This is a genomic window from Thermosporothrix sp. COM3, from assembly GCF_059696735.1.
Map to the genome: position 1 here is coordinate 3,838,332 of NZ_AP019376.1, position 25,435 is coordinate 3,863,766.

General features: G+C 53.7%; 22 protein-coding genes and 1 tRNA gene. 11 read left to right on the forward strand and 12 right to left on the reverse strand.

Annotated features, from left to right (window positions below; all coding sequences use genetic code 11):
- The first annotated feature begins 32 nt into the window (after window positions 1–32).
- Both KTH_RS16240 and KTH_RS16245 read left to right on the forward strand, forming a co-directional pair.
- Window positions 33–725 (forward strand): metal-dependent transcriptional regulator, encoded by a 693-nt coding sequence (locus tag KTH_RS16240; protein ID WP_111317878.1) that lies wholly within the window; start codon window positions 33–35, stop codon window positions 723–725.
- Window positions 726–1,091: 366 nt separating this feature from the next.
- Window positions 1,092–2,654 carry an O-antigen ligase family protein gene (locus KTH_RS16245; protein ID WP_170142265.1) on the forward strand — a complete coding sequence of 521 codons (1,563 nt, stop codon included), beginning with the start codon at window positions 1,092–1,094 and terminating at the stop codon, window positions 2,652–2,654.
- Window positions 2,655–2,735: 81 nt separating this feature from the next.
- On the opposite strand, the gene KTH_RS16250 is transcribed toward KTH_RS16245, so the two are convergent.
- Window positions 2,736–3,380, reverse strand: coding sequence for a PadR family transcriptional regulator (locus KTH_RS16250; protein ID WP_111317884.1), 645 nt, complete (start codon window positions 3,378–3,380; stop codon window positions 2,736–2,738).
- Between the two features lie 250 nt (window positions 3,381–3,630).
- On the opposite strand from KTH_RS16250, the gene KTH_RS16255 reads away from it, so the two are divergent.
- Window positions 3,631–4,815 (forward strand): serine/threonine protein kinase, encoded by a 1,185-nt coding sequence (locus KTH_RS16255; protein ID WP_170142266.1) that lies wholly within the window; start codon window positions 3,631–3,633, stop codon window positions 4,813–4,815.
- 46 nt (window positions 4,816–4,861) lie between these two features.
- Here the strand turns inward: KTH_RS16255 and KTH_RS16260 are convergent, their stop codons facing one another.
- The 3 genes from KTH_RS16260 to KTH_RS16270 all read right to left on the reverse strand — a co-directional run bounded on the left by KTH_RS16260 (window position 4,862) and on the right by KTH_RS16270 (window position 8,130).
- On the reverse strand, window positions 4,862–5,293 hold the full coding sequence (locus KTH_RS16260; RefSeq protein WP_111317889.1) for a gluconate 2-dehydrogenase subunit 3 family protein: 432 nt from the start codon (window positions 5,291–5,293) through the stop codon (window positions 4,862–4,864).
- Window positions 5,294–5,515: 222 nt separating this feature from the next.
- Entirely contained in the window at window positions 5,516–6,376 is an 861-nt protein-coding gene (purU, locus tag KTH_RS16265) for a formyltetrahydrofolate deformylase (protein WP_111317892.1), read from the reverse strand.
- A gap of 143 nt (window positions 6,377–6,519) precedes the next feature.
- Window positions 6,520–8,130: a HAMP domain-containing sensor histidine kinase gene (locus KTH_RS16270; protein WP_111317895.1), complete on the reverse strand. Its 1,611-nt coding sequence runs from the start codon at window positions 8,128–8,130 to the stop codon at window positions 6,520–6,522.
- A gap of 289 nt (window positions 8,131–8,419) precedes the next feature.
- Between KTH_RS16270 and KTH_RS16275 the strand changes: the two genes are divergently transcribed.
- Window positions 8,420–9,487, forward strand: coding sequence for an L-threonylcarbamoyladenylate synthase (locus tag KTH_RS16275; protein ID WP_211325985.1), 1,068 nt, complete (start codon window positions 8,420–8,422; stop codon window positions 9,485–9,487).
- A 15-nt stretch (window positions 9,488–9,502) separates the two neighbouring features.
- Here KTH_RS16275 and KTH_RS16280 read toward each other — a convergent pair.
- Window positions 9,503–9,598 (reverse strand) — tRNA-Sec (locus tag KTH_RS16280).
- Window positions 9,599–9,638: 40 nt separating this feature from the next.
- Window positions 9,639–10,292, reverse strand: a complete 654-nt coding sequence (locus tag KTH_RS16285; protein WP_111317898.1) for an HAD family hydrolase — start codon at window positions 10,290–10,292, stop codon at window positions 9,639–9,641.
- Between the two features lie 375 nt (window positions 10,293–10,667).
- On the opposite strand from KTH_RS16285, the gene KTH_RS16290 reads away from it, so the two are divergent.
- Entirely contained in the window at window positions 10,668–12,008 is a 1,341-nt protein-coding gene (locus KTH_RS16290) for a phenylacetate--CoA ligase family protein (RefSeq protein WP_111317901.1), read from the forward strand.
- Window positions 12,009–12,106: 98 nt separating this feature from the next.
- Window positions 12,107–13,051, forward strand: coding sequence for an aldo/keto reductase (locus KTH_RS16295; protein WP_111317904.1), 945 nt, complete (start codon window positions 12,107–12,109; stop codon window positions 13,049–13,051).
- 46 nt (window positions 13,052–13,097) lie between these two features.
- Here KTH_RS16295 and KTH_RS16300 read toward each other — a convergent pair whose 3' ends face one another.
- From KTH_RS16300 to KTH_RS16325, 6 genes are all read right to left on the reverse strand, one after another.
- Window positions 13,098–13,787, reverse strand: a complete 690-nt coding sequence (locus KTH_RS16300; protein WP_111317907.1) for an RNA polymerase sigma factor — start codon at window positions 13,785–13,787, stop codon at window positions 13,098–13,100.
- A gap of 101 nt (window positions 13,788–13,888) precedes the next feature.
- On the reverse strand, window positions 13,889–14,104 hold the full coding sequence (locus KTH_RS16305) for a helix-turn-helix domain-containing protein (protein WP_111317910.1): 216 nt from the start codon (window positions 14,102–14,104) through the stop codon (window positions 13,889–13,891).
- Window positions 14,105–14,485: 381 nt separating this feature from the next.
- Window positions 14,486–15,421, reverse strand: coding sequence for a mechanosensitive ion channel family protein (locus tag KTH_RS16310; RefSeq protein ID WP_111317913.1), 936 nt, complete (start codon window positions 15,419–15,421; stop codon window positions 14,486–14,488).
- Window positions 15,422–15,443: 22 nt separating this feature from the next.
- Complete coding sequence (locus tag KTH_RS16315) at window positions 15,444–15,809, reverse strand: hypothetical protein (protein ID WP_111317915.1); 366 nt, start codon at window positions 15,807–15,809, stop codon at window positions 15,444–15,446.
- Between the two features lie 21 nt (window positions 15,810–15,830).
- The gene (locus KTH_RS16320) at window positions 15,831–16,448 is read right to left on the reverse strand and encodes an RNA polymerase sigma factor (protein WP_111317918.1); all 618 of its coding nucleotides are present in this window, start codon (window positions 16,446–16,448) and stop codon (window positions 15,831–15,833) included.
- Window positions 16,449–16,697: 249 nt separating this feature from the next.
- Complete coding sequence (locus KTH_RS16325; protein WP_111317921.1) at window positions 16,698–18,317, reverse strand: Na/Pi cotransporter family protein; 1,620 nt, start codon at window positions 18,315–18,317, stop codon at window positions 16,698–16,700.
- 538 nt (window positions 18,318–18,855) lie between these two features.
- Between KTH_RS16325 and KTH_RS16330 the strand changes: the two genes are divergently transcribed.
- From KTH_RS16330 to KTH_RS16350, 5 genes are all read left to right on the forward strand, one after another.
- The gene (locus KTH_RS16330) at window positions 18,856–20,355 is read left to right on the forward strand and encodes a MiaB/RimO family radical SAM methylthiotransferase (RefSeq protein WP_111317923.1); all 1,500 of its coding nucleotides are present in this window, start codon (window positions 18,856–18,858) and stop codon (window positions 20,353–20,355) included.
- A gap of 48 nt (window positions 20,356–20,403) precedes the next feature.
- Complete coding sequence (locus KTH_RS16335; protein ID WP_111317924.1) at window positions 20,404–21,222, forward strand: tetratricopeptide repeat protein; 819 nt, start codon at window positions 20,404–20,406, stop codon at window positions 21,220–21,222.
- A 329-nt stretch (window positions 21,223–21,551) separates the two neighbouring features.
- Window positions 21,552–23,150, forward strand: a complete 1,599-nt coding sequence (locus KTH_RS16340) for a helix-turn-helix domain-containing protein (RefSeq protein ID WP_497619981.1) — start codon at window positions 21,552–21,554, stop codon at window positions 23,148–23,150.
- Between the two features lie 193 nt (window positions 23,151–23,343).
- Window positions 23,344–24,321 carry an aromatic ring-hydroxylating dioxygenase subunit alpha gene (locus KTH_RS16345; RefSeq protein ID WP_497619982.1) on the forward strand — a complete coding sequence of 326 codons (978 nt, stop codon included), beginning with the start codon at window positions 23,344–23,346 and terminating at the stop codon, window positions 24,319–24,321.
- A gap of 266 nt (window positions 24,322–24,587) precedes the next feature.
- Window positions 24,588–25,406: a MetQ/NlpA family ABC transporter substrate-binding protein gene (locus KTH_RS16350; protein ID WP_111317934.1), complete on the forward strand. Its 819-nt coding sequence runs from the start codon at window positions 24,588–24,590 to the stop codon at window positions 25,404–25,406.
- Window positions 25,407–25,435: the final 29 nt, after the last annotated feature.

Here is a 25,435-nt window from a genome sequence, read left to right on the forward strand (position 1 = left end):
GCGTGATATCTAGAAAAGAGGATAGTTGTCATATGAAAGCAGGCGAGGCATTAAGCGCAACTGTCGAAGAGTATCTTGAGGCAATATACAATATGAGCGTAGAGGGAGATACGGTTATAGGGGCGAGACTCGCGGAAAAGTTCGGTGTTGCAGCACCTACCGTCACAGAAATGCTCAAGCGTCTGGTCAAGTCTGGTTATATCGAGATGGACAACAAGCGGCACATCACTCTGACCGAGGAAGGAATTCAGGCCGCTGAAGCAGTGCTCCGTCGCCACCGTCTCACCGAGCGCTTTCTTGTCGAAATTCTCGGCTTACAATGGCATCAGGTGCATGAAGAAGCCTGCCGACTGGAACACTACATCTCGGGCGCGGTTGAGGAAAAGGTCATTGCAACGCTAAGAAATCCGAAGACCTGCCCTCATGGAAATCCCATTCCCGGCCTGGTCCCCAACGCGCGCAACTACTTGAAGGATAATAACGCTGTGCGACTCTCCACAATCCCCGAAGGTGATACCGCGCGAATCCTGTGCATCTCCGAGGTCGTTGAGGACGAGGAGGCACTGATTATGTATCTGCACGAGAAGGGCCTGACACCTGAAATGCAGGTGAAGGTCATTTCTGCCAGTGGAGACGCACCGACTGATAACTTTACACTCTCGGTTGATGGACGTGAGGTAGTGATCAGCAAGGGCTCAGCAGCAAAAATCTGGGTAACCAGATAACAGGCAGCCATCGCTTCAATGCGACAATATCCATTTCGTGGGCGCCTTCTTTCCACAAAAGGATATTGCCTCGCAGAAGCGAGTGGCTTTTTCTTTTTTTGGAACGCATGCCATCCTGCACAGGCTCGAAAATCGCCATTTCTTCTGAAAGATAGACGGCTCGGATACTCATTTGCTATACTCAAACAGGCTGACTCTTTTGGGAGGGGCTCTTTCCAGAAAGAGTGTAGAACTGTATACACAGAAAAAAGCAGAGCCATGTAAGATCCATATGAAAGATGAATACAATGCTGGTGTAAATAACTGATGGAAAAGTTCGACGAAACGCTATCTACAATACAAGGTAAGCAAAACAGCGTAGAGCATATGGCAAGCGATCCACCCGAGCGCCCGACCAGAGCGACAGCACGATCTCTCACCTTCTGGCAGCAACGCCTGTATGAAGGCGGATTGATCCTCTCACTGCTCCTCTTCTACCTGATCGGGAATCAGCAAACCGGGCTCGGTCTTTTTCCTGCTGCTCCGCCGCTTCTCGCCTTCCTGTTTCTCGCCATCTTTACCCTGTTGAGCTGGTTTCGTCTCTCTGTCGCTATCACCCTATTTCCGATCACCTTCCCTTTCTATTTGCCCTACTATCAGAAGGTGATCGAGATCGGACACTCGAAACTCAGCTTCAGTCTGGCAGAAATCACGCTCGGTATCCTGTTTGGGATAGCGATCATTCAAGTGCTGCTCTACAAAGAGAACCGAAACCTTGCCACCCTGCGTCTGCTCTGGGAGCGGATCAAGCCATTTCTTCTGCCAACGCTGCTATTTCTCTTCGCCGCCTGCATGTCGCTGACCACCGCGCTGCAAAAACATTATGCCACCGTGGACCTGCGGAAAGAAGTGCTTTTCCCGTTGCTCTATGCGATACTGGCGCTGCTCTTCCTGCGAACGCGGCAGGATCTCAAGCGCCTGCTGCTGGCCCTCAGCGGTATCGGCCTTTGTATTGCAGTTATGGGGATCATCCAGTTTACGTTTTTCAAAGAAACGATGGTCCGGGAGGCCGAGGGCTTCCGCATTCATACAGTCTATGGGAACGCGAACAGCATTGGCTTGCTGCTTGATTATACGCTGCCGCTGCTGCTGGCATGGCTCTTCAGCAAGAAGAACACCTGGCTGGCGCGCCTATCACTGCTGGTCTGCTGTGTCCTGATGCTGATCGCGCTCTACCTGACACAGTCGCTCGGGGCATGGCTGGCAATCGGTGTTGCGTTGCTCTTCTGTGGCGCGTGTGCATTGCCCAATCGCAAGGCACTATTGATTTGCGCGATTGCCTTTGGCGCGGCGCTGGCGCTGCTGCTTCTCATCTATCATCAGGCGCTCCTCTCCTATGTCTTCGAGCGCCACAACAGTCACATAGGTGTAGGAACCGCGGAAAAGCGCATTTATCTCTGGCAGACAGCATGGAACATGATTCGGGATCACTTCTGGTTCGGTGTGGGGCTGGATAACTGGCTCTGCCACTACAGCCGAAACTCGATCTGTGAGCTGCCAACATACCATTACTGGATTCTTCGTGATCCGCTGACCGGCAAATTGACCGGCCTGAGCGATGAGCCAACCCTTTCACACCCGCATAACGTGTTCCTGCACGTCTGGGTCAGTATGGGTATTTTTGGCTTGCTTGCCTTTCTGGGACTGCTTGTCCAGTTCTTCCGCACCTTCATCAGAGGCCTGCTCGCGGTTCACAAGACGCGAGATATCGAGCTTCGCTGGCAGCTTGTAGGTGTCGCGGGCGCGATGCTGGCCGCCATGACACAGGGATTGATTGACAGCGCCTTTCTGGAACAGGATCTCTCCTATTGCTTCTGGACGCTAATTGTGGCAATGGGTATCCTCTTTGTCTTCGCTCGTGGCAGACTGATTCAGCCAGCAACAGCATAAAAAGATACCGGCTTCCTCATGAGAGGGAACCGGTATCCTTTACAGGAGATTTTCAGCACTACTCAAGCGGTTTTCCAGATCCTAGCTCTCTGTGTTTGACTCTGACTTTGGCTCTGGTGTCTCCTCGGGATAGATCAGCGAGGTAAGATCTCTGCGGGTGCGACCGAGAATCTCGCGCACCTGCGCCAGCCGCTCGGGCTTCTCAATCGCTTCCCAGCTCGCGATCGCAAACAGCCGGGCAACCTCAGAAGCTTCTACGCGCAATGCCTGCACCTCGGGCGATGCCCACCGATCGCGATAGGTATGGAAGCGCTCACGCCACTGCTCCCAGGGATTTTCCTGGTGGCTGCTCTGTGCCTCCAAATGAGCCTTGCCGGCATCGGTGATGCTGTACACCTTTTTGCCATCGGCAACGGTAGCGGTGACATAGCCCTGATCTTCCAGCATCTGCAAGGTGGGGTAAACCACGTCTACGCCCGGCGCGGCAAAGCCAAACTGTTTCTCTTCAAGCAACTTCAGCAGCTCGTAACCCGTCATCGGGCGCTCACGTAGCAGGGTCAGGACAGTAGAGCTGATATCCTCTCGACCGAAGTAGCGTGCCATTACCAGGTTACGCTTCATCTGCTTCCACATCTGGCGTCTCTCGTGATGGTGATGCGGTCCACAATGCTCAAAATCCGGACCGAAAAACGACTCCGCAAACTGTCTTCCAAATCGTCCACGCATTTTTCTGATACTCCTTTTCGCATTCTCAATATATCACGATATATCGTTATCAGTAATATAAACGATATATCGGAAACTTGTCAAGGCTTTTTGGGGTCAAATCCGGGCGATTTTTCACCCTTGTTCAGATATTCCCGTGATTTGCCCGAAAAAGAACACCGTTTTCGTTTACTCCGTATGTTAGCGGGAGAGCAAGAGTAGAAGGCAGGGAAAGGAAGAACAGATGCATTTACTCAGCAGAGGAGAGATCATGAGCGATCTGACAGGAAGACAGATCAGTAACTATCTGCTCTTGCATCGCATTCAGCGGAGCAAGGATAGCCATCTGACAGAATCTTATCGAGGATGCCATATCGCGGTCACGGGCGAAGAGGTTATCATCAAGCTCCTACGCACACGTCATCCGCTCACGCGCCAGCGAATGCTACAGGCGCTTGGCACCATGTCGACATTCAGCCACCCGCATTTATTGCCGATGCTGACCTATGGGGAAGAGCCAGACTTTCTGTTTATCGTGTATCCCTGCATTCGGAGTGGCTCATTGAATGATCTACTGACGCGGGTAGGCGGGCGCTTCTCGGCCATCCAGGCCCTGCCGCTGCTGCTTCAGATATGTAACGCGCTTCACTATCTCCATACAAAGCAAATGCCGCATGGCAATATCCAGCCCGAGAATATCCTTGTCACCGACAGCGGACATCTTTATCTCACGGACCCAGATCTGTGGCGCAACGCTCCCGAGGCGCAATACTCGACCACCAATCTCAGCCGAGGGACAGCGGAATATAGAGCGCCGGAGCAATCGCTAGGACTGCTCCGGCCCGAAAGTGATATATATGCTCTTGGAGTTCTCTTATTTCACCTGCTGACAGGGCATCCGCCCTTCACAGGGACGAATTCAACTGAAATCCTGCTACAGCACATAAGAGAAGAGCCGCCATCGGCGCGACTCTCTGTCGCCTCTCTCTCAGAGGCAGTCGATCAAGTGATTCATTGCGCCCTGCAAAAGCGAGCGGCCGACCGTTATCCGTCAGCGCTGATGCTGTATCAGGCCTATCAGACAGCAGTTCTGACCTCACCTGTTGCCAGCCCATTGCGCACCGCTTCGGCAAGCACAACATCACTTCTTTTTGATACAGATAATGGAGCTTCCCAAACCCGCAACACTGCGGTTGAAACCAATCAGGAGCGCGTGCAGCAGCCACGCGTTGTCCCTGACATCGATACGATACCTACAAAACCATATCCATGTCTGGTCCCCTCGCCAGTTGTACCAGACTCTTCGCCGCCCGCGGATAGATTGCCCACCTCTCAGGCACAAGAAAACCCTCAGAAAAAGGCCGCCAATCACTGGTTCGCAATGCTTGCGGTTCTCTTGCTCCTGCTCGGGCTACTGGGCGTACTCCTCTCCACCTTCTTCTTTCCGAATGGATAAGCCGGAGTTTCATCTTCCTTTGTAGCGGTTATTCAGAGTAGATACTTTAGACGGCGTAGCGGATCGTGTGTGTCTCTTTGACACTTCCCGACAGATAAGCCAGACGAGTATAGTAGCTATGATTTGCCAGAGTCCACAATTCCTGGAAGAAAGCTGGATTACGCCATTCCAGTTGCTTGAGCAAGCTTTGCTGCTTCTCAGGGCTGGCCCGGCAGAAATCACCTCCCGCAGAAATATTCAATTCATGTAAAAGCAGGCGTAGACGCTTCACAGTGAGCATGCGCGGGGCCTGACTCTTCTGGCAAGGATGAAGATGAATTAACAGCTCATCAATAAGATGGAGGCTGGAAGGAGGGGGGAAATCCCCGTCAGACGGGATTAACAGATCAATCACCGCATTCAGTTGCGCCCGCTCTTCAAAGGAAAGTTCGGCGTGACGCCGCTGCAATGTCGGTGTACCCCTGTACGTTTCTCTCATGGGTGCTCCTCTTCGGACTCACATGGCGGCCTTTTTACCTCTCTAATAGTATCATATGTCATAGATGAACATCAACCCGAGGCAAGGTGTTCGTCCCTCTTCAGAAAAACCCAGACTTTTTTCTCTGGTAACGCTCCCCAGGCGCCTCGACGCCGTTTGAGCACCCTCATCTGATCGCTCTGCCTTTCCCTGCTCTCCTTCCGCTTGTAGAGCCACTCGGAGCTAGAAAACCAGCGTTTTATTTCGATAGACAAGCACCCGAGCTTCTGTGTGTAACCGGACCGCCTCGGCCAGGACCCGTCGTTCCACGTCTCGCCCCTTACGCACCAGATCCTCGGTTGAGTCACGATGATCGCAATGAATCACATCCTGTGCGATAATCGGGCCTTCATCCAGTTCGTCGGTGACATAGTGCGCTGTCGCTCCGATGAGCTTTACACCACGCTCAAAGGCACGCTGATAGGGATTAGCGCCCACGAAAGCAGGCAAAAAACTGTGATGGATATTGATAATACGATGTTGATAGGCATGGACAAAGAACGGTTCCAGAATCTGCATATAACGCGCCAGAATCAGAAAATCGACCTTCCCTTCGAGAAAGGCAAGCATACGCTCCTGATCCTGTCGACGCGTTTGCTTCTGTACCGGGAAATACTCGTAAGGGATCTCATACATACGCGCCAGCGGCTCCATGTCGGGATGGTTGCTGATAATACAGGGAATGTCCATCAGCAGCTCACCACTCTTCCAGCGCCAGAGCAAATCAACCAGACAATGATCTAAGCGAGAAACAAAGATGGCCGCTCGCATGCGTTGCCGTGAATAGTGGACGCTCCACTTCATCTGAAACTCTTTGGCAATTGGCGCAAACGCTTCCTTCAGCGCCACCTCATCAAGCTGAAAGCCCTCTTCAGCAAAACTGACCCGCATAAAGAAAGAGGCTTCCCCCTGATTGGTCGAATGCTGGTCCGATTCAACGATGTTCCCATTATGCATAAAAATGAAACGCGAAATAGCAGCGACAATCCCCGGCCTATCAGGACAGGAGATCAATAACGTGATAGTTGGTTTCTTTACAGGCATACAACCGCTCTCCTCTCAGAAACACCTACAAGTCCACATGCGCCCGCAGTGCTACAGATCAGCTTCTTTTAAGTGCGTATACTAAACCTCCCGGCCCAATGAGTCAAGAGGAGCGGACAAAAGGCACAAACAGGTAGAGTGTTTCAGGAAACAATCGGCGCTGACTTCAAATGCTCGGCATCAGCCTTCAGCAGATCGAGCGGCACCATGACCTGCACAACCGTTCCCTGGTCCGGGGCACATTCCAGCCGAAATAAGCCACCAACCTCACGCGCCCGCTCCTCCATCGACACCAATCCAAGCCCTTGCTTCGTCAAGGCCTCTCGCTCAAACCCGCGCCCGTTGTCGGCAATTGAGAGCAAAACCGATTGCTGCCAGCGCCCGAGCCGAACATAGACCTGCGTTGCCTGACTATGACGGGCAATGTTGGAAAAGGCCTCCTGCATCACCCGATAATACGCCTCCTCAAGAAAGCGTGGGAGCACAAGGTCCTGCTCCAGCTCAAGCCTGACCTCGATCCCATGCTGTATCTCCCACTGCCGACAGAACTGCTCGACAGCCGCCACCAGCCGCTTATCAGCCAGCGCATGAGGACGCAATTGATGAATCAGCGTTTTGAGCTCCTCCTGTGCCTGCTCAAGTAAGTGCTCCATCTCGTCAAACCGCTGCTCAACCTGTGCGGGATCTCGATGCAAGACCGTTCGCGCCCCGCCAATCAACATACCAAGCGCAAATAACTGCTGTTTTAAGCTATCATGCAGATCACGCGCAAGACGATGCCGCTCCTCCAGTGCTGCCAGTTGCCGCCGTGCCTGAAGCAACATTTTCAACTGCACAGCCATACTGTTCAGGTGGCGCACCAGCGAGCCAAGTTCATCACGGGAACGGTCCTGTACCTGCGCAGTAAAATCGCCCTGACTCCACTTCTCGACCGCCAGCCGCACGGGCAAAAAGCGCCCGACGAACCAGTGTGCCAGTGCAAAGCCAAAGAGCCCCCCTACACAGGCAACAACGCCGGTCGCCCACAGCAGCGTTTGCCCCATCAAATGCAGAATCCCGGGCAATACCGTCCAGGTATCCGGGAGACCCTGTTTGGTCAGCAGGAAAAAGGTTTGCTGTGTGCTCTCATCTCGTATTTTGATCGCACCGACCAGCACGCTATCAGTATCAGAGATCTGCGCCTGTACGTTATCCTGCTTCTCGTGAAGCACATGCTGCCAGACGGCGCGTTCGGTAGAGGAGAGACGGGGAAGAATCAAGCGCCGTACCGTGAACTGTCGAGGATCGCTTGAGGCAAGCACTTGCCCTCTGCTATCCAGCAGGACGACAAAACCAAAGCGGGTATAGAGGCTCACATCAATACTGTTACACTCTTTCTCATCAACATCGGAATAGGCAAACGGCTCATCCGGGGGAATATTTGCCAGATCAATACGCACCTGCGCACAGGCATTCTTCGCCGTCGAATGTTGCAGGACCAGGTTAATCGAGCGCATGTAATCATCCTGATCCTCCTGGGGAAGACTTTTCACTTCTTTGAGCACACTTTCCAGCATCGACGCTTCCTGCTTGAAGTGTTTCAAGACACGCTGCGGATACTTCGCAATCGCCACCTGTGCAACAAGACAAATTGCTAACGTCTCAAAAATAAGGAGAGAAACAATAGTAATAACCAGATAGGAAAGGGCCAACTTGACCTGTAAACCGAGGAAAAAGTGTCCTATCCGTCGCAACACGCTATAGATCAGCTTCATTGCTCACCATCCTATCCGGCACTGCCACAAATCTCTTTATCAGAGAGCGTTTTCTTAGAATGCATTTTGCCGAACCTGCCTTTATCATTATCATTTTTCAATATTCTTGCGAGCAAAAAACAGAGATTATTGAGGACATAAAGCCACCTTACAGTATAGGATCTATCCTGAACAATAGAACGCGACTATGGAGGGGTTTGTTCTCCCTCTTGAGAGCTGTTACCTGAATACCTGAAAACGTGCTATACTCACAGCCAAAAGAGAACATTATAAGAGCAGGAGAACGATAATGGCGGACATGTACCAGACAGAAGTAATCCCCCTTGATCCAGCACAGCCAGACGCGGCAATCATCGAGCGAGCCGCCACCATTCTACGTGGAGAAGATGTTGTTGTCTTCCCGACCGAAACCGTCTATGGCCTGGGAGCAGACGTTTTTCGGCCCAAAGCAGTCGAGCGCATCTTCGCGGCAAAAGAGCGCCCGTACAGTGACCCCTTGATTGCGCATATCATTGATGAACAGATGCTTGTTCGGCTAACAGCCAGCATTCCCCCTCTGGTGCACGAATTGGCCCGACATTTCTGGCCCGGTCCACTCACCCTGATCCTTCCAGCCGCGCCCGAGGTCCCTCGCACCGTCACGGCTGGCCTCGACACCGTTGCCGTGCGTATGCCAAGCCATCCGATCGCCCGGGCCCTGATTCGCGCGATGAACTCACCGATAGCTGCCCCGAGCGCAAACCGCTTTATGCATGTCAGCCCAACCACGGCACAGCATGTCTACCAGGACCTCGCAGGCCGAGTGCCGCTGATTCTGGATGCCGGACCATGCGCGGTCGGCGTTGAGTCAACCATTCTTGATCTCTGCGCCGAGGTGCCGACCATTCTACGTCCCGGTGGCGTCAGTCTTGAAGCATTACAAGCCGTCCTGCCTGATGTACAGGTCGCAAAAAAGCGCCCGACGGCTGACGAAGGGACGGCGATGAAATCTCCGGGACAGATGTTGATCCACTATTCGCCGCATGTGCCCGCATATCTTTTTGAGGGGAGCGACGAGCAGGTCCGAGCCGCGATGCAGCGCGAAGCTGCACGGTATAGCGCACAGGGGAAACAGGTTGGCGTCCTCATCGCAACCGAGGATATCGTAACCTTTCAACACAGCGGCCTCCATAGCTATGCGGCAGGCAGCCTCAAGGCTCCGGAAGAGGTCGCGGCGCGGCTCTTTGCCGGACTGCGCACGCTGGAAGATGCGGGAGTGGATGTGATTCTCTGTCGGAATTTTCCAGAAAAAGGCCTGGGACGTGCCGTGCGGGATCGGCTGTTGAAGGCAACAGGAGGGAAAATCATTTCAGCCTGAAAGCAGGAAGAGTGACAGAGGCGTATGGGAGTCGAACCCACCGAGGACCGCGCCGAGCGACCCTCCAGCCGTTTTGAAGACGGTGAGGCCCACCGGGACCCCTACACCTCCCTGTTTGTGTTGTCTATTGTGCCACTCTGCCCTGCTCCTGTCAAGCCAGTTGCTGAATGCGCTCAACGGAGACTTCGGTCAAATCCCGGACAACCAGATCTGCGGCCCGCAAGCCGGGAAGATCGCGCTCACCCACCACCGCGATGCAATACATGCCTCCGGCCCGAGCCGCCTGCACTCCGGCAACTGCATCCTCAATAACCAGCGAATGCGCAGGCGCGGCCCCCAGTTCCTCGGCGGCCTTCAGAAACACATCAGGGGCGGGCTTCCCATGCGGGACCGATTCGCCAGAGACCAGCGTGTCCAGGTAGCGATGAAGCCCAAGCACCTCACTGATCAGCTCGATATTCTCCATCGGGGTTGAGGAGGCCAGCGCCTGCCGGAAACCAGCCTCGCGTAGTCCACGCAGAAGCTCCTGTGCTCCCGGCAGAAAGGCGAGCGTTTCGCGGGCAAACTCGCGGAAATAGGCCTCCTTTTGATTGCCATAGGCCCGCACCTGTTCAGGGGTCGCCCCCTTGACCATCCGGGGAATAATGGCATCATTGCGCTGGCCGAATGTAGCCCAGAACTCCTCATCACTGTACGGGATTCCCAGATCTTCAGCCAATTTGTACCATGCCTTGCGATGAGCGTCTGCGCTATCTATAATCACGCCGTCCAGATCCCAGATAACGGCCTGTATCGTGTGTGACATGACGTTGTAAGCTCCTTCGCAGCTTTTTTCCCCATGATATCATATCCTATTCCTTCTGGGCCTCTTCATAGACGGTCACGCATTGACCATGATAGAATGGAGGCAGCTTATTTCCGAAAATCGCCCCCTCCTATTTGGTGGCAAACTTTATGCTATATGCTGAGTAGATATCAGATCTGTTTTGTCAGACACGTGCCTAGCATCTCGTCTGTCGGTTGCCCATAGCAGCCTGCTCCAGACGCTCGACAAACACAACCGTGTTGTGGCAAGAAACAAAAAATTTACTCACTACTTATTCTGAAACAAAAAAGATCGTATGCTCGCTGCATCCAGAGATGTGAGTGGGGTCATACAATCTGGAGGACTTTCTTTACTATGAGCAGCCGTCGTTTCTTTAATGAAGAAATAGAAACGCTCCCCAAAGAGAAACTGAAAGCCTTGCAGTTACAGCGATTACAGGCAACCGTTGAGCGCGTCTATCACCAGAATACCTTCTATCGTAAGCTGTATGATGAGGCAGGGGTTAAACCATCCGACATCCGTTCACTTGAAGACATTCAAAAGCTTCCCTTTCTGGAAAAGAAAACGGTTCGTGCCGCCTATCCCTACGGCGTGGCAATGAAACAGCCGGGAGGCGAAGACGGGGCCGTCGAACTGCATGCGACCAGCGGCACCACCGGAAAAAGTGTCCCGGTCTTCGCGACCATGAAAGACATTGAGCACTGGGCCGAACTGAACGCCCGCGAACTGTGGATGACCGGCCTGCGCCCCGGCGACGTCCTGATGAACTGCTATGGATATGGCCTGCCAACGGGCGGCTTTGGTTTCCACTACGGCGCGATGAAAATGGGCGTCATGGCAATCCCGATGGGTGCCGACGCACGCCAGTATGAGCGCCTGATTGACTTTATCTACGATTTTGGCGTTGCTGGCATGTGTATGACGCCCTCGGTAGGCCTCTATGTTGGCAACAAGGCCCGCGAAATGGGCATCGACTTCACCGACACGAAACTGAAAGTTGGTATCTTTGGCGCGGAGCCCTGGCCCTGGGAAACACGCCTCAAACTTGAGGAGTATTTCAACATCAAGGCCTACGATGAATTTGGCATGACCGAATTTCTTGGCCCTGGCATGACCTGCGAATGCGAGGCCCGCGACGGTATGCACGCCTGGGCTGATACCTTCCTGGTCGAGTGCATCAATCCCGAAACAGGCGAGCCCGTCCCCGAAGGCGAAGAGGGTGAGCTTGTCTGGACGTGGCTAGAGTCCGATGGCACGGCTATGATTCGCTATCGCAGCCGCGACCTCTCGCGCCTGTGGTGGGAAGAGTGCTGTACCTGCGGACGCACACATCCTAAAATCGGCTCGATTAAGGGACGTACCGATGATGCCGTGCTGATTCGCGGTCTGGTCGTCTTCCCGAGTCAGGTTGAGGCGGCACTGCTCCGCTTCCCGGAGACCGGCGTCAATTTCCGCATCGTCGTTGATCGCAAGAATGACCTTGACACGTTTGATCTGCTGGTCGAGGTCAAAGAGCCAACCATGCTCGCCAGCGAGGATCTGACCCGCCGTCTGCAAAAAGAGATGGCAGCCGCCGTCAAATCCGTGACCGGCAATACACCACATGTCCATCTGGTCGGGCCTGATACGCTGCCACGAGCAACCGGAGGCGAATCGAAAACCGCCAGCGCCCGTGTGGAAGATCGGCGAAAATAATCTGGTTTTATTCCAACGGGTTCAAAAACACACGAGAGAAGGCAGGGAAGACGCTGCCTTCTCTTTATCTGGCCGCCAAAGAGAGAAAGGGGAACTCTATGCAAACACCGTCATTTCTCCCATTGCGCCCACTCGGCAAGACAGGCTTAGAGGTCACAGCACTTTGCGTGGGCTGTGCACCGCTTGGGAACATGCCTGAAACCTTCGCCTACAGTGTCGCCGAAGAAACAGCTCTGGCAACCATTCGCGAGATTTTCCGCAGCCCGATCAATTTCCTGGATACCGCAGCCTCCTATGGCGATGGCGAAAGCGAGCGCCGCATTGGCATTGTCCTCAAGGAGCTTGGTGGGGTGCCGCAAGGATACGTTATCGCGACGAAAGCCGACCGTGATCTGAAAACGAATGAGTTCACGGGGGATCAGATGCGCCGCAGCGTTGAGCGTAGCCTGACCCTGCTCGGTCTGGAACAGTTGCCTCTCTGCTATCTTCATGATCCGGAATGGATCGGTTTTGAGGCGGCGATGGCTCCCGGAGGTCCGGTTGAAGCGCTACGCCGCTGTCAGGAAGAGGGCCTGATCCAGCATCTGGGCATCGCAGGCGGGCCCATCGACATGATGCAACGCTTTGTCGAAACCGATCTGTTCAGCGTTGCTATTTCGCACAACCGCTATACCCTGCTGAACCAGGAAGCCGGGTCGTTCTGGGATGTCTGCGTCAGGCATCAGGTAGCCGCGGTCAATGCCGCCCCATATGGAAGCGGGATGCTTGCCAAAGGCCCAAGCAACTACCCGCGCTATATGTATGGCGAAGCCTCTCCCGAGCTGATCGATCGCGCGATCAGGCTTGAGGAGATCTGTAAACGCTATGGCCTCCCTCTGGCGGCGGTTGCACTTCAATTCTCCCTGCGTGATTCGCGGATCGCCAGCACAATTGTCGGGATGTCAAAACCGGAGCGGCTGCATGAAACGATCGCACTGGCTCAGCTCTCGATACCAGATGAGCTCTGGTCCGAAGTGGAAGCACTGGGCCCCGCTCAGCGCTAGCCGTGCCAGCAACAGGCGAGTCTGGGATTTCAGACTCGCTTCCCTGCTAGACATGCTCTTCCAGAAATGCTTTCAGTTGAGCACTCCGCTTCAGCCGATCCAGCACATTGCGCTTCACCCGATAGACATCTTCAATCGAGGGGAATAAATCGGCATACCGCTGCTGGATATCGCGAGGAGTCAAGCCCTGCACATAGACACAATGAAGGATGATACACTCGTCACGTCGAGTTAACGAGGCCAGCAAGTGCCAGAGTCCCTCCGCGTCCAACCGCTCAACCACACCCTCCGCCGGATCTTCAATGCGCGGCTCCGCCACCACCTCATCAATCTTCAATTCATACATATTGCGCACCTGCTGACGCCGCAATTCATCCAGAACCGTGCTGCGCACACACAGCTTCAGGTAGGCCATTAAAGCGGGAAGTGAGGCAATAGAGGTGAATTTCTGCGCTCCACAACTTCGGGCAAAACGCGCAAACGTCTCATTGGCCAGCGATTGCGCATCCTCCCGCGAGAGCAAAAGCGCAGGCGCACACTGATGTATCCAGGAAATGACCAGGTGGTTATACAGTGTCAGAATATATTGCCATGCCTGTTCATCCTGCTCCACGATTGCCCGGCGGAAAAGCTCCCAGGCATATCGATTCTCAGTCAGCCGTGAATGCAGCAGGCTCCGGCTTTCGCGATATGCTTCTTGAGCCAGCACAGCTAAGGAGAGATGCGACGGCTCCATACACGCTCTTTCACGGCATAAACAGGAAGGCTCAAGAGAAATGGCTTGTTTCATTCGGCTACTCCCCCAAAAGCAACAAATCCGCCCACGTTCATAGAGCTTTATTTCTCCTGGTCAAGTAACAGCGAGTTCAGGGCCGACCGCCTGATACGATGACGACGCCGCACGCCTCCATCTTTGAGAGGCAGAGGCACCGCTTCCAGGCTCCCCTGTCTGATCCAGCGCCTGACCGTCGTTGGATCAACCTTCAAGATTTTCGCGACCTCACCAACGGTAAGGAATTCGTCTTCAAACTTCTCTTCTGCATACTCCTGCATTATATGTACTCCTTTGCACCAATAAAAATTCTGTCTGACGCCACTCAGAAAGAATGTCGTCAGTATGTCGGGTTGTAAAGTAGTCATATAAGAAACGCCTGTGACGTTCCTTCCTTCCATCTACACGTCTGCTTTTCGGAGAAAGAAAAACATTGCTGTCTCTTATTGTGTAAGAACTTTCCCCTTGAATACTCTGCAATATTAGACACGTAAAAGGATGCTACATTGCTTCAATACGCCCTATTTCTCCCATCAGTCAGCTTCACTCCTCTCAAACGTTCCTCATAAAGCTACCTATCAGACACGAGTGAATAGAAGTAGCAACTTTTGCACCTTTCTCCACAGTACAGACGGGATCGCCAGCAAAAAGTCACAGTTTTTTCACAGAGATTCAAAAAAGACAGAGAAATTCAGGAGGACAAGAAGAGGAGAGCAGCGCTCTCTCTCTTCTTCCAGCGCTAATGCTGCGTCTCTGGAGGCGGTACGTCTCGCTCTATTCCTGTTGACACCTGTTGTAACAACAGGGAATTTCGGGAGTGAAATAAGTTTGCGTTCGCCGTTTTCCTGTTTCGCTTCCAGCAGGGTAAAGGCTCCGACGACCGAATGAATCTCGCCCTGGTACTCACCCACGCGTACCCACTGCCCGGGACGCCAGCGCTGCCGCACATAATAGCCAGCGATCACATTTCGCGCAGCCTCACGCGCTCCCCATGCGAATGTCAGCGCAATAGCCAGACCGATCGCGGCGATCAAGATGGTAAAGCTGGTCGTCAACACGGTAGTATCGACCCCGATGGTTGAAATGGCGAGCACCACAACCAGCGTCATCAGCAGATATTCCAGGAAGCGGCCCAGAGCGCCCCCATAGCTGATATTGGCTCCCCTTGCGACCGTTCCAACGGCGGTCCCGACGAAACGTGCCAGCATCGAGCCGAAAATGATAATCAGCCCGGCGCTAATGGCAACCGGAATAAACTGCAACACGCGCTGAAGCAGATCGGCAACCGTTGAAAGCCCCATTAATTGCACAGCCGAGGTGGCGAAGCTCAGCAGGAGAAAGAAGAAGACTATCTGCGCCAACAAGCGCGAAAGCGGCGTCCGAATGCCCAGGCCTTGCAGCGCCCCGGTAATTCCCGCCCGCGTCGCGAGCTGTTCCACACGCAAATGCACCAGCAGAAAGGACAAAAATCTGCGCACCGCCCAACTGAGAAGATAGCCAACAAGCAAGATTACCAGCCCATTGACCATACGAGGGAGAAAGTCGAGAATCTGGGTCAAAATCTGGTACAGCGTCTTGAAGATAAGCTGCGGGTCCATCTGTGATCCTTTCTTGCAACGATCAGGCCAGACCCGGCGTGCCAGCAGCGGGATCAATCAGCCCAACAAGCAACCGCACCAGTTCAAGTAGCCAGAAAAGCAGCCCCTGAGACGAGAGATCTACCAGCTCGCGCCCGGCATACGACGTGAGATCAAGGAACTCGCGTCCGGTATGCACGGTTCTGAGCCGGGCAAAGACAGCCTTCTCAAGCCCCATTGGAACCTGCACGGCCTCTGCCTGAAAGAAGCGAAGCAGCTTCCGTACTTCCCAGGCACGCTGAATCACCTCGGGTATGTCAGGGTACGCACGCAACGCGGCATCAAGATCCTCATCAGCAAAATCACGAAGTAAACGTTCTATCCACAACAACACTTCTTCATCTCGCATACAAACCCCTATCCTCCTTAACTACATTGTGGAGAGCGAAAGACGCTGACGCGCCTTTGTTTTCACTTTTTCACACATTTGAATAAACTTTTTCTGAAAAGCTAATCGGGCACGATGAATGCGCATTTTAACCGTGCTTTGTTTCTCCTCTTCCACCTCCAGCACCCGCGAAATCTCTTCATATGGCCGCCCCTCAAAATCGCGCAGCACCAGGGCCACGACCTGCTCGCGTTTGAGCTGACACAATACCCGTTGGATGCACTCGCGAAGCTCGGCCCGTAACACACTATCCTCCAGGCCCGCGACAGCTACCGGCTGGGGCTCGGGGAGAGAGATTTCATTTGACTTGCGACGCTGCATCTTTTCTAGAGCGTCAAGTGCGGTATTGGCGGCAATGCGATAGAGCCAGCCAGGAAACGAGGATGCTTTTTCCAGTCGAGGCAAACCGTTGTAGACCTTGAGAAACACTTCCTGGGTGATATCCTCGGCATCTTCCCTTTGATGAACGACCCCATAGACCACACGATACACCTGGTGCATATAGCGTTGAACGAGTAGCTCATAGCTTCCTGTGCTGCCCGGTAACTCCTGTTTACAACGAGCAACCAGCTCCTTATCAGAAAGCGTAGAAAGAACCATCTTTCACAACCCCCACAAAAAAGCATGCACAATACATTTTGATATATCTACTGGAATCAGTATACGCTTCTATAGAGAATTTGTCCAGATATATACTATTTTAGCTTAAATTCCATATCACCAGAAACGAACATTTAGGACAAATATGATTCTGACAACTCGAACCCTGCACTCGCCCCCCAAAAAAGAAAGCAAGGAAACGCGCTCACCGAGAACAGTTCCCTTGCATTCTTTGTCGATATTGCCTGACTACATATCTCCCCGCACAACATGAGCGATACTGGAAGCATGCGACACAACCCGGCTCATCGCATTCAAGAATTCCAGGTGCAGAGCGCTCGACTCCACACTAGGCGGTAGTTTCGACTGAAGCCGCTGTAAATGTCGCAAGCGGAACTCGCGTTTCATCTGGCTGAGCTGCGCCTTACGCTCAAAGAACTCGTCCGCCAGCGTTGGATCTTGAGCCGCCAGCGCCGCCAACGCTTGCTGGAGCGCCGTAGTGACCTCGGAATGGTAGGTCACAAGCTCATTCCATCCCTCCTGTGAAAACGAGATCTGTTTGCGCCACTTGCGCCGTGCGACCCGCATGCACTGTCGGTCGATAATATCGCCGATCGCCTCCAGATCGGTCACGATGCAGAGCAGCGCGATCTGCCGCCGCTTCTGTTCGGGCGTCATCTTATCCTCAGCCAGTTGCGTCAGATACCGCTTGACGGCATCCTCCATTTCATCAAGCTGATCGTCCATCTTCCCGATCAGTTGCGGCTCCTCATTGCCATTCCGCACAAAGGCGCGAATACTGCGCCTGAACATGTTCGTGACAATGTCGGTCATGCGCAGGATTTCACGCGTCGCCTGTCCCAGAGCCAGCGCCGGCGACTGAAGCGCCGCCGGATCAAGCCCGGGTTGCGACTCCTCAACGGAAGCAGGCATCAGCTTTGTCGCCAGCGAGGCCAGCGGCTGCGCCAGCGGGACAAAGACCACAGCCAGCAGCACATTAAAGAAAAGATGTCCCAGAGCGACCTGCATCCCTGCATGCACGGGCAACATAGCCAGCAAATCAGTCAGAGGGGTCAATGCAACCAGCGCGACGACAGCCGCGAGTGACTTGGTGCCGGTGTGAATCAGCGCGAGCCGCCGCCCTTCAATCGCCTCGTGCCCCATCGATGTTAACAGGGCAATGATCGTCGTGCCAACGTTCGCCCCGAGCATCAAGGCAACCGCCCCATCTAAAGGCAGCGAGCCATTAGAAGCCAGCACCAGCACAATACCGATCGTGGCCGTACTTGAAGAGAAGATGACAGCAAGCACAAGCCCGATCAGCGCCAGCACAATCGGCGCGTCTGTTAACCTCTGCAACAGTTCCGCAGTGATCTCATTCGATGTAATGGGCTTACTTCCAGCCTGGAGCGCCGCCAGCGCCAGCAAAATCAGGCCGAAACCAACAAGTGCCCCTCCGAGTTCCCGCTTCGATGTCTTGCGTGTCAGCAAGGCGATAGCAGCAGCCAGACCAACAATGATCAAGGCATAATCGGTAATGTGAAAGGCGAGCAATTGAACCACCAGGGTAGAGCCGACATTGGTTCCTAAAAGCATGATAATAGCGACACTGAGAGGCATCAATTGCGCCCCCACCAGACCAACTAGCAAGGATGAGGTGGCACTTGAGCTCTGCGTTAACGCGGTTGTCAGTACCCCCACACCGAAAGCCGCAAGCGGCTGTTTATAGAGCGCCATTGTCGCGCTACGTAGCCGGCTACCGGCCAGCCGCTGCATCGCATCGGCCATTTGATGAACCCCATAGAGCAACAAACAGACGCCACTCACCAGCAATCCCAGAACTGCCGTAGGATTTGCGGTGTTGAACATGACCCCCTCCCTTCCTGAGATAAGGCGACCCGCCAAACAGTCGCAAACGTCACATCATGTGAATCTGGAAACAGAATTTGCTGAAATACCTATTCCAGCCGAAGTAGCAAGAGGCAACGATCACACAAAGGGGAAGCAGCGATCCCCGGGAACCCACAACCACAAACCTACAAAAACCATCCGGTCGATGCCACACTGTGTTAAATCAATATTAAGAGAATGTTAAGGCAGTGTTAAATATACTATACCATGTTGCCTGTCCTTTGGCAAGCAGAGGCGCGCTTACCCGGCTGCCAGGAGACAGAGAGCAGCCCGGGAGAAGGCGAAAGGAAAGAACGCCTCTGAAAAACATGCTCCCAGCATGGGAAAAAGGAGTCTCATTCCCCCCGAGAAACCCCCATTGTAAGCCACCTGGACAAAGCACGGACGACAGTATATAATACCGTCTCTAGAGATAAGGTCCCGGAGAAAGTTTCTATTTCCTTATGCATAGTTCAAAAGTAGATCAGCAAATTGGACTCGAAGAGAGGCGTTAACGATGACCACGACGAATATTCCGCGCGGTAAATATCATATTTGGACGGTCGGCTGCCAGATGAACCAGGCCGACTCGCAGCGCATCCAGGCCATATTAGAGGATTTGGGCTGGGAAGAAACGGGTATGGATCAAGCAAATCTCGTGGTCCTCAATACCTGTAGCGTGCGCCAGGCTCCCGAAGAGAAGGCTCACAACCTGCTGGCACAGCTCAAGCGAGTCAAGGAGAAACGTGACGACCTGCTTGTCGCGCTGATGGGCTGTATGATTGGCAAACAAAAAACCATTGATGAGCTCAGCAAGCGATACCCACATATCGACCTCTTTATGAAGGTAGAGCAGGCCGACATTTTGCCGCGGTTCCTGGAAGAACGCTGGACCCCTATCTCTGGAGCAGGCTGTCTGGATATTGAATTCATGGACAACGAGCAGCCGGCCGCAACTCCTGTAGCACCCGCACAGATCACACCGACATTCGCAACTTCCTTTAATAGGACCGGAAAACGCACTGTTCTGCCGATGGCAATCGTGCCTAAACCTGGCGAGCGCGTCGCACACTATCCGACCAACATTCCACCACAGGCGCACGCCAAGCCAACCGCATGGCTCCCGATTGTGCTCGGCTGTAATAAAGTCTGCACCTATTGTATTGTTCCCTATCGCCGAGGCCGCGAGCGCAGCCGGCCGATTGATGAGCTGATGGTTGAGGCCCGTACTCTGGTTGACAAGGGAGCGAAAGAACTGACCTTGCTTGGTCAGACTATTGAGGCATATGGGCTTGACCTGCCCGGGCAGCCAAATCTCGCCGACTTGATGGAGAGCCTTAGCGAGATCGAAGGGCTGAAGCGCATCCGCTTTATGACCTCCTACCCGCGCCATATGACAGACGACATGATCCGCCGTATGGCCGCTATGCCGAAGGTCTGCGAGCACCTGAACATTCCCGTTCAGGCCGGACATAACGATACACTCAAGCGTATGAAGCGCGGCTATACTATAGAGGAATACTGCGAGCGCATTGACCGCGTACGCGAGCTATGGCCGAAAGCCTCACTCTCAACAGATATTATTGTCGGTTTCTGCGGAGAGACAGAGGAAGAGTTCCAGACAACCCTTGATATGCTGGCAAAGATCCGTTTCGATGTCGTCCATGTTGCAGCCTACTCTGTACGCCCCGGCACTGTCGCGGCACGCTGGGAAGATGATATCCCGCTGGCCGAGAAGAAGCGCCGCCTGCATGCAGTGGAAGAGCAACAGGCCAGAATTGCCCTGGAAATCAATCAACCGCTGGTAGGCAGTATCGAAGAAGTGATGGTTGAAGAGATCAACACCTCTCGTGGCCTTCAGCAATGGAAGGGACGCAACCGCACGAACAAACTGGTCTTCTTCCCCGCACCTGACGATAGAGATATCAAGCCGGGAGATCTGGTCAATGTGCGTATTGAACGAGCGACAGCCTGGTCCCTTCAGGGGTGCGCGGTTGCTGAACCTTCCTTCACGTAATCGGGACTACAAATAATAACATCATGGTGATGATGGAGGTGTCGTTCGATGACGCAAGCCCTTTCAACCGAAGATAAAGCTCGCTTAAAGAAACAATGGACTGAAATCGCCATCAAGCAGGCGCAAGAGGGACAATGGGAAGAAGCGATCCAGACCAACAAGAACATTCTGGGCTTCTTCCCCAGCGAACCAGATGCGCTCAATCGTCTCGGCAAAGCCTATAGCGAGCTAGGCATGTACGCCGAGGCACGAGATGCCTATAACCAGACACTCAAATTTAGCCCGAACAACACTATCGCGAAAAAGAATCTTGAGCGTCTGGCACTGCTTCAAGACACCCAGGAACGCAAACCTACCCCGGTGACAGACAGGATTGATCCACGGCTCTTCATTGAGGAGACCGGCAAGACCGGTGTGACCGATCTGATCAACCTCGGCCCTGCCTCCATTCTCGTGAAAATCGGGGTGGGAGATCGTGTGCAGTTGCGCGTCAGCGGCCATTCTCTGCTGGTATATAATGCAGCAGGTGACGAAATCGGACAGGTTGAACCCCGTCTGGCAAATCGCCTGATTACCTTCATGGAACATGGGAACCGATACGCAGCAGCTATTCTTGGAACCGAGAATAACCAGGTCCGTATTATCATTCGCGAGGAGTACCAGCATCCCAGTATGTTCGGTCGCGTCAGCTTCCCCTCCCAGGGCAGCAGCGATACGATCCGCGCATATATTCGTGGCTCTGCGGTTCGCTACGAGCATGATGATGATGACGAGCTTGGCAATGATGACGAGTACTATGATAGCGGAGACGAAAGCGACGAGCTCAGCGACGCCGATTTCGATTCTTCGCTTGAAATAGAAGATTAATGCAGTCAGAGGAGGTTTCTATATGAATAAAACGAAAAAAGTTGCCTGGCATAAACACTTGAAGAAAAAACGGAAGATGAAAGAGAGACAGCAACAGCAAAAAGCCGCAACAGCAACCCGCCGCTAGTCGGCTTTCCCTTATTTTCTCGCATTGCTGTATCACAGCAACCTTTTGAGTGTGCACAGAAGAGTGTGAAGGCAACATCACTCACGTTTCTGGAACTACACACGCTCCATGAACGAGGGATGAAGCCTGCACTCCTCTCTCGTAGGGGTGGCCTTCCACGGCTGCCGGGGATGAAAGAAACAGTGGGAATACAGTGTGAGCTATGAGCAGTCTTCCACCTTCCATCTCATCGGCCTCAGTCCGCAATATTCTCACGCTGCTCGCCTCACGCGAAGCCCAGCTGGTGGCGGGGTCAGGCGGGCTGGAACGCCGCGTTACCTGGGCTTGTCGCATGCGCGTACGCCTGCCAGCCTTTGAAAGCGTGCAGGGGGGCGAACTGGCCCTGCTCGCCCTTTCACAGCTACGACGACTGGATGAAACACTTCCCCGCCTGCTCAAAAGCTTGCAGAAAGCAGGCGTCGCAGCGGTCGGAGTTGCCGCCCCCGATCTCTCAGCCCTCGACCCGGAAGCCATCTCCTTTGCCGATCAGCAGAACTTTCCCCTGATCCTCCTGCCTGCCAACAGCCACCTCGAAGAGATTGAGCGCGAAGTCATTACCTTTGTTGTCAGCTTCAGGGGCGAAATCGAGCGCAAAGCCACCGAGATTGCTCATCATCTGATGCAATTGAGCGTTCAGGGTGCCGGCATTCAGGGCGTCTGTGATTATCTGGCGCAGAGCCGGGAAAAATGGGTCATTGTTCAGGACTCAAGCGGCGAGGTTCGGGTTCAAGCCACGCCCGACTCAGCGCGACCGCTTGAGCTTCCAGCCAGCTTCTCCGACGATTTTCTGCATCAGCGCTCGCTGACCCGCATCACAGAACCGATCCAGATTCGGCACGAGGTGGTAGGCTCGATCTCATTGATCGGCCCCGAAAGCGACTTCGACTTTCTGGAACGCATTATTCTCGGGCAGGTTGTCCCGGTGCTGGCACTGGAAGTGGCCCGGGAACGCGAACGCAGCGAGGTCGAGAATCGTTATCTTGTCGAGGCATTCACCAATATTATTCGCGGCACCTACCAGAGCACAGAGGAAATGCTGGCTCGCGCTCGCATTCTTGGCTACGATCTCGCCCAACCAGAGGTTGTTGCGATTTTCGAGCTTGCCGAGGAGATCCCCGATTTTCGCCCCGGCGATCCGGCAGCACTGTGGGGACGCCGCATCCGCGAAGAGCTACAACGCGACTGGCGCGGCTGCTGGATACTGGTCGAGCGACGGCGCGTGCTGGCCCTGCTCCCTGCCAGTGTGGCAGACGAGAATGAGCGTGAAAAGACAATCTATACCCGGCTGGAGCGCATCTTCTCCCGCACCAATAAAGGCACTCCGCTCTCGTGCGGCATCGGGCGCATCGCCAACACGCTTGAGACGATCCCGCAATCGTATCGAGAGGCGCAACGAGCGCTGGAAATAGGCCGCCGACTCTTCGGGGAAGGGAAAATCCACTCGTTCGCACGGCTTGGCATCTATCGCCTGCTCTTCCACCTCGATGGACACAGCGAGCTAGACGCCTTCTACCGTGAAACGCTTGGTCCTCTGCTACAGCATGATAGCCGGCAGGACGAAACCCTGATCGAAACCCTGGACTCCTTCTTTCACTGCAATGGCAACCTCAGCGAAACAGCCCGGATGATGCACTTGCACCGCAACTCGCTGCTCTATCGCCTCGGGCGCATTGAAGAGCTTCTGGGCCACTCGCTTGAAGATGCAGACTTTCGCCTCTCACTCCAGATCGCGCTTAAGATTCATCAGGTACACAAGCGCTAAGACCTTTCTCCTCTACATTGTTTGTTCCTTCCATTCCGGGTACCACTTCAATACACAGATAGTTCACCTTTCACAGGCAACTATTCCATAAAAAGAGGCTAGAATCCTTTACTTTCAGAAGAGACTGAGATAGTATTACCTGTGGAAGACATTCTCAAAAGAGATACCTATTCCCCCAAAGTAAGGATGAGATATGCAGCAGCAACAACTGTGTGATACTGTGCTTGCCAACGACTGGCATGTTGTCGCACGTTCTGAAGACGTAACAAGTGAAAAACCGCTGGCAGTCAAACTGCTCGGAGAAGATATCGTGCTCTGGCGGGTGGGCGATCAAGTGTGTGCCTGGCGTGACCTGTGCATCCATAGAGGTACCCGGCTTTCGCTTGGCCGTATCGAGAACGAGACCATTATTTGTCCATACCACGGCTGGACCTACAATGCAGAAGGACGCTGTGTCCGTATTCCCGCGCATCCTGAGCAGATTCCCCCCTCGAAGGCCCGCGCAAAAGTGTATCGCGCGACCGAGAAGTATGGTTGGGTCTGGGTGACGCTCGGAGAAACCACACAGGATGTTCCCGTATTTGAGGAATGGGATGACCCCTCGTTCCGTAAGATTCATTGCGGTCCCTACACCTATAAGGCAAGTGGGCCAAGAGCAGTTGAAAACTTCCTGGATGTCGCCCATTTCCCCTTTGTCCATCAGGGTTATCTGGGCGATCCCATCGACCCCGCGATCAACGACTACACCGCCGAGATCACCCCGGAGGGTGTCATTGCTCGTGATATCTCTGTCTGGCAGCCGAATCCAGACGGCACGGGAGAAGGGAAACGCGTTCACTATACGTATAAAGTACCTCGCCCCTTGAGCGCCTATTTTATGAAAACCTCAACCGGGCCGCGCTTTGCAATGTTCTTTACGGTCACGCCGGTCTCCGAACAGGAATCAATCGCCTGGGCCTATGTCGCCATTGATCACACTGATCAGACCGATGAAGAGGTACGCGAGTTCCAGAATATCATCACGCTACAGGATATCCCGGTCGTCGAATCACAGCGCCCGGAGCTTCTGCCGCTTGATCTTCAGGCCGAACTCCATCTGCGCTCTGACCGCACGTCCATTGCTTATCGTAAATGGTTGCGTCAGCTTGGCCTGAGTTTCGGAACCGCATAATTCAATATATACCCCGGAGCGGAAAGCACCACCTGTTGAGATATGCTATAATCCATTGAGGTTGTTTTCCGCTCTCTCCTTTTTCCCCTTTAGAAGAGCCTCGACCTGGCCGATACAGAGATTCAGGAAAGCTTCCCCGGGGGCAGCAACTGGCGGGCCTGCATATTGTTGACATAGTTGATCAACTTTGTTATAATACCGCCATTCTTCGTATTCGCTTGCTTCAGACGAAGAAGATGTTTTTGAGATGGAGAGGTACCTTATTTATGCGGTTGTTCAGGACTCGTTTTCTTCTTTGCTTTGCCGCGCTCGCTCTGCTTCTGGTCGGATGCGGCGGCAGCGGTCAATCCTCATCGAATTCTCTTTCCATTAAAGTTGGAGCCTCGCCCACCCCACACGCAGAGATTCTCAAATATGTGAAGGATCATCTTGCGGCAAAAGAGGGCCTGGATATCCAGATAGTGGAATTTACTGATTATGTACAACCAAACCTGGCGCTTCAGGATGGGCAGCTCAACGCGAACTATTTCCAGCATGTCCCCTATATGGAGGATTTTGGCAAGGAACATCATATTGATCTGGTTTCTGTCGGTGGCGTGCATATCGAACCGCTCGGCATCTACTCGAAGAAAATCAAATCGCTCAAAGAGGTTCCCGACAAAGCGGTCGTCGCCATTCCGAATGATGCCACCAATGGCGGTCGAGCGCTGCAACTGCTCGCAGCACAGGGCCTTCTCACCCTGAAAGAGAATGTGGGCACAAAGGCCACCGTTCACGATATCACCGCCAATCCCAAGAATCTTCAGATTAAAGAGCTGGAAGCCGCCCAGCTCCCGCGCTCACTGGATGACACCACCATTTCCGTAATCAACGGCAACTACGCCATGTCGATCAACCTCAAGCCCTCAAAAGACGCGCTGGCGCTGGAACAGGCGAAAGGCAACCCATACGCCAACGTACTCGCCGTGCTGAAGGGCCACGAGAACGATCAGGCGGTACAGAAGCTGTATAAGCTCCTGACCTCCCCGGAAGTGAAAAAGTTTATTGAGGAGAAGTATCAGGGCTCGGTCCTGCCGGCCTTCTAAGCCGCTCGAAACAACTGTTTGCTTGCTTC

Excerpts from the sequence above, each read along its gene's own strand:
- KTH_RS16300 (WP_111317907.1), bottom strand. The coding sequence starts at position 13,787 with ATGGAGCCGTCGCATCTCTCCTTAGCTGTGCTGGCTCAAGAAGCATAT.
- KTH_RS16275 (WP_211325985.1), top strand. The coding sequence starts at position 8,420 with ATGGCGGACATGTACCAGACAGAAGTAATCCCCCTTGATCCAGCACAG.
- purU (WP_111317892.1), bottom strand. The coding sequence starts at position 6,376 with ATGCCTGTAAAGAAACCAACTATCACGTTATTGATCTCCTGTCCTGAT.
- KTH_RS16335 (WP_111317924.1), top strand. The coding sequence starts at position 20,404 with ATGACGCAAGCCCTTTCAACCGAAGATAAAGCTCGCTTAAAGAAACAA.
- KTH_RS16240 (WP_111317878.1), top strand. The coding sequence starts at position 33 with ATGAAAGCAGGCGAGGCATTAAGCGCAACTGTCGAAGAGTATCTTGAG.
- KTH_RS16290 (WP_111317901.1), top strand. The coding sequence starts at position 10,668 with ATGAGCAGCCGTCGTTTCTTTAATGAAGAAATAGAAACGCTCCCCAAA.
- KTH_RS16270 (WP_111317895.1), bottom strand. The coding sequence starts at position 8,130 with ATGAAGCTGATCTATAGCGTGTTGCGACGGATAGGACACTTTTTCCTC.
- KTH_RS16325 (WP_111317921.1), bottom strand. The coding sequence starts at position 18,317 with ATGTTCAACACCGCAAATCCTACGGCAGTTCTGGGATTGCTGGTGAGT.
- KTH_RS16295 (WP_111317904.1), top strand. The coding sequence starts at position 12,107 with ATGCAAACACCGTCATTTCTCCCATTGCGCCCACTCGGCAAGACAGGC.
- KTH_RS16320 (WP_111317918.1), bottom strand. The coding sequence starts at position 16,448 with ATGGTTCTTTCTACGCTTTCTGATAAGGAGCTGGTTGCTCGTTGTAAA.
- KTH_RS16315 (WP_111317915.1), bottom strand. The coding sequence starts at position 15,809 with ATGCGAGATGAAGAAGTGTTGTTGTGGATAGAACGTTTACTTCGTGAT.
- KTH_RS16245 (WP_170142265.1), top strand. The coding sequence starts at position 1,092 with ATGGCAAGCGATCCACCCGAGCGCCCGACCAGAGCGACAGCACGATCT.
- KTH_RS16255 (WP_170142266.1), top strand. The coding sequence starts at position 3,631 with ATGAGCGATCTGACAGGAAGACAGATCAGTAACTATCTGCTCTTGCAT.
- KTH_RS16345 (WP_497619982.1), top strand. The coding sequence starts at position 23,344 with ATGCAGCAGCAACAACTGTGTGATACTGTGCTTGCCAACGACTGGCAT.
- KTH_RS16250 (WP_111317884.1), bottom strand. The coding sequence starts at position 3,380 with ATGCGTGGACGATTTGGAAGACAGTTTGCGGAGTCGTTTTTCGGTCCG.
- KTH_RS16340 (WP_497619981.1), top strand. The coding sequence starts at position 21,552 with ATGAGCAGTCTTCCACCTTCCATCTCATCGGCCTCAGTCCGCAATATT.
- KTH_RS16305 (WP_111317910.1), bottom strand. The coding sequence starts at position 14,104 with ATGCAGGAGTATGCAGAAGAGAAGTTTGAAGACGAATTCCTTACCGTT.
- KTH_RS16285 (WP_111317898.1), bottom strand. The coding sequence starts at position 10,292 with ATGTCACACACGATACAGGCCGTTATCTGGGATCTGGACGGCGTGATT.
- KTH_RS16330 (WP_111317923.1), top strand. The coding sequence starts at position 18,856 with ATGACCACGACGAATATTCCGCGCGGTAAATATCATATTTGGACGGTC.
- KTH_RS16350 (WP_111317934.1), top strand. The coding sequence starts at position 24,588 with ATGCGGTTGTTCAGGACTCGTTTTCTTCTTTGCTTTGCCGCGCTCGCT.
- KTH_RS16310 (WP_111317913.1), bottom strand. The coding sequence starts at position 15,421 with ATGGACCCGCAGCTTATCTTCAAGACGCTGTACCAGATTTTGACCCAG.
- KTH_RS16260 (WP_111317889.1), bottom strand. The coding sequence starts at position 5,293 with ATGAGAGAAACGTACAGGGGTACACCGACATTGCAGCGGCGTCACGCC.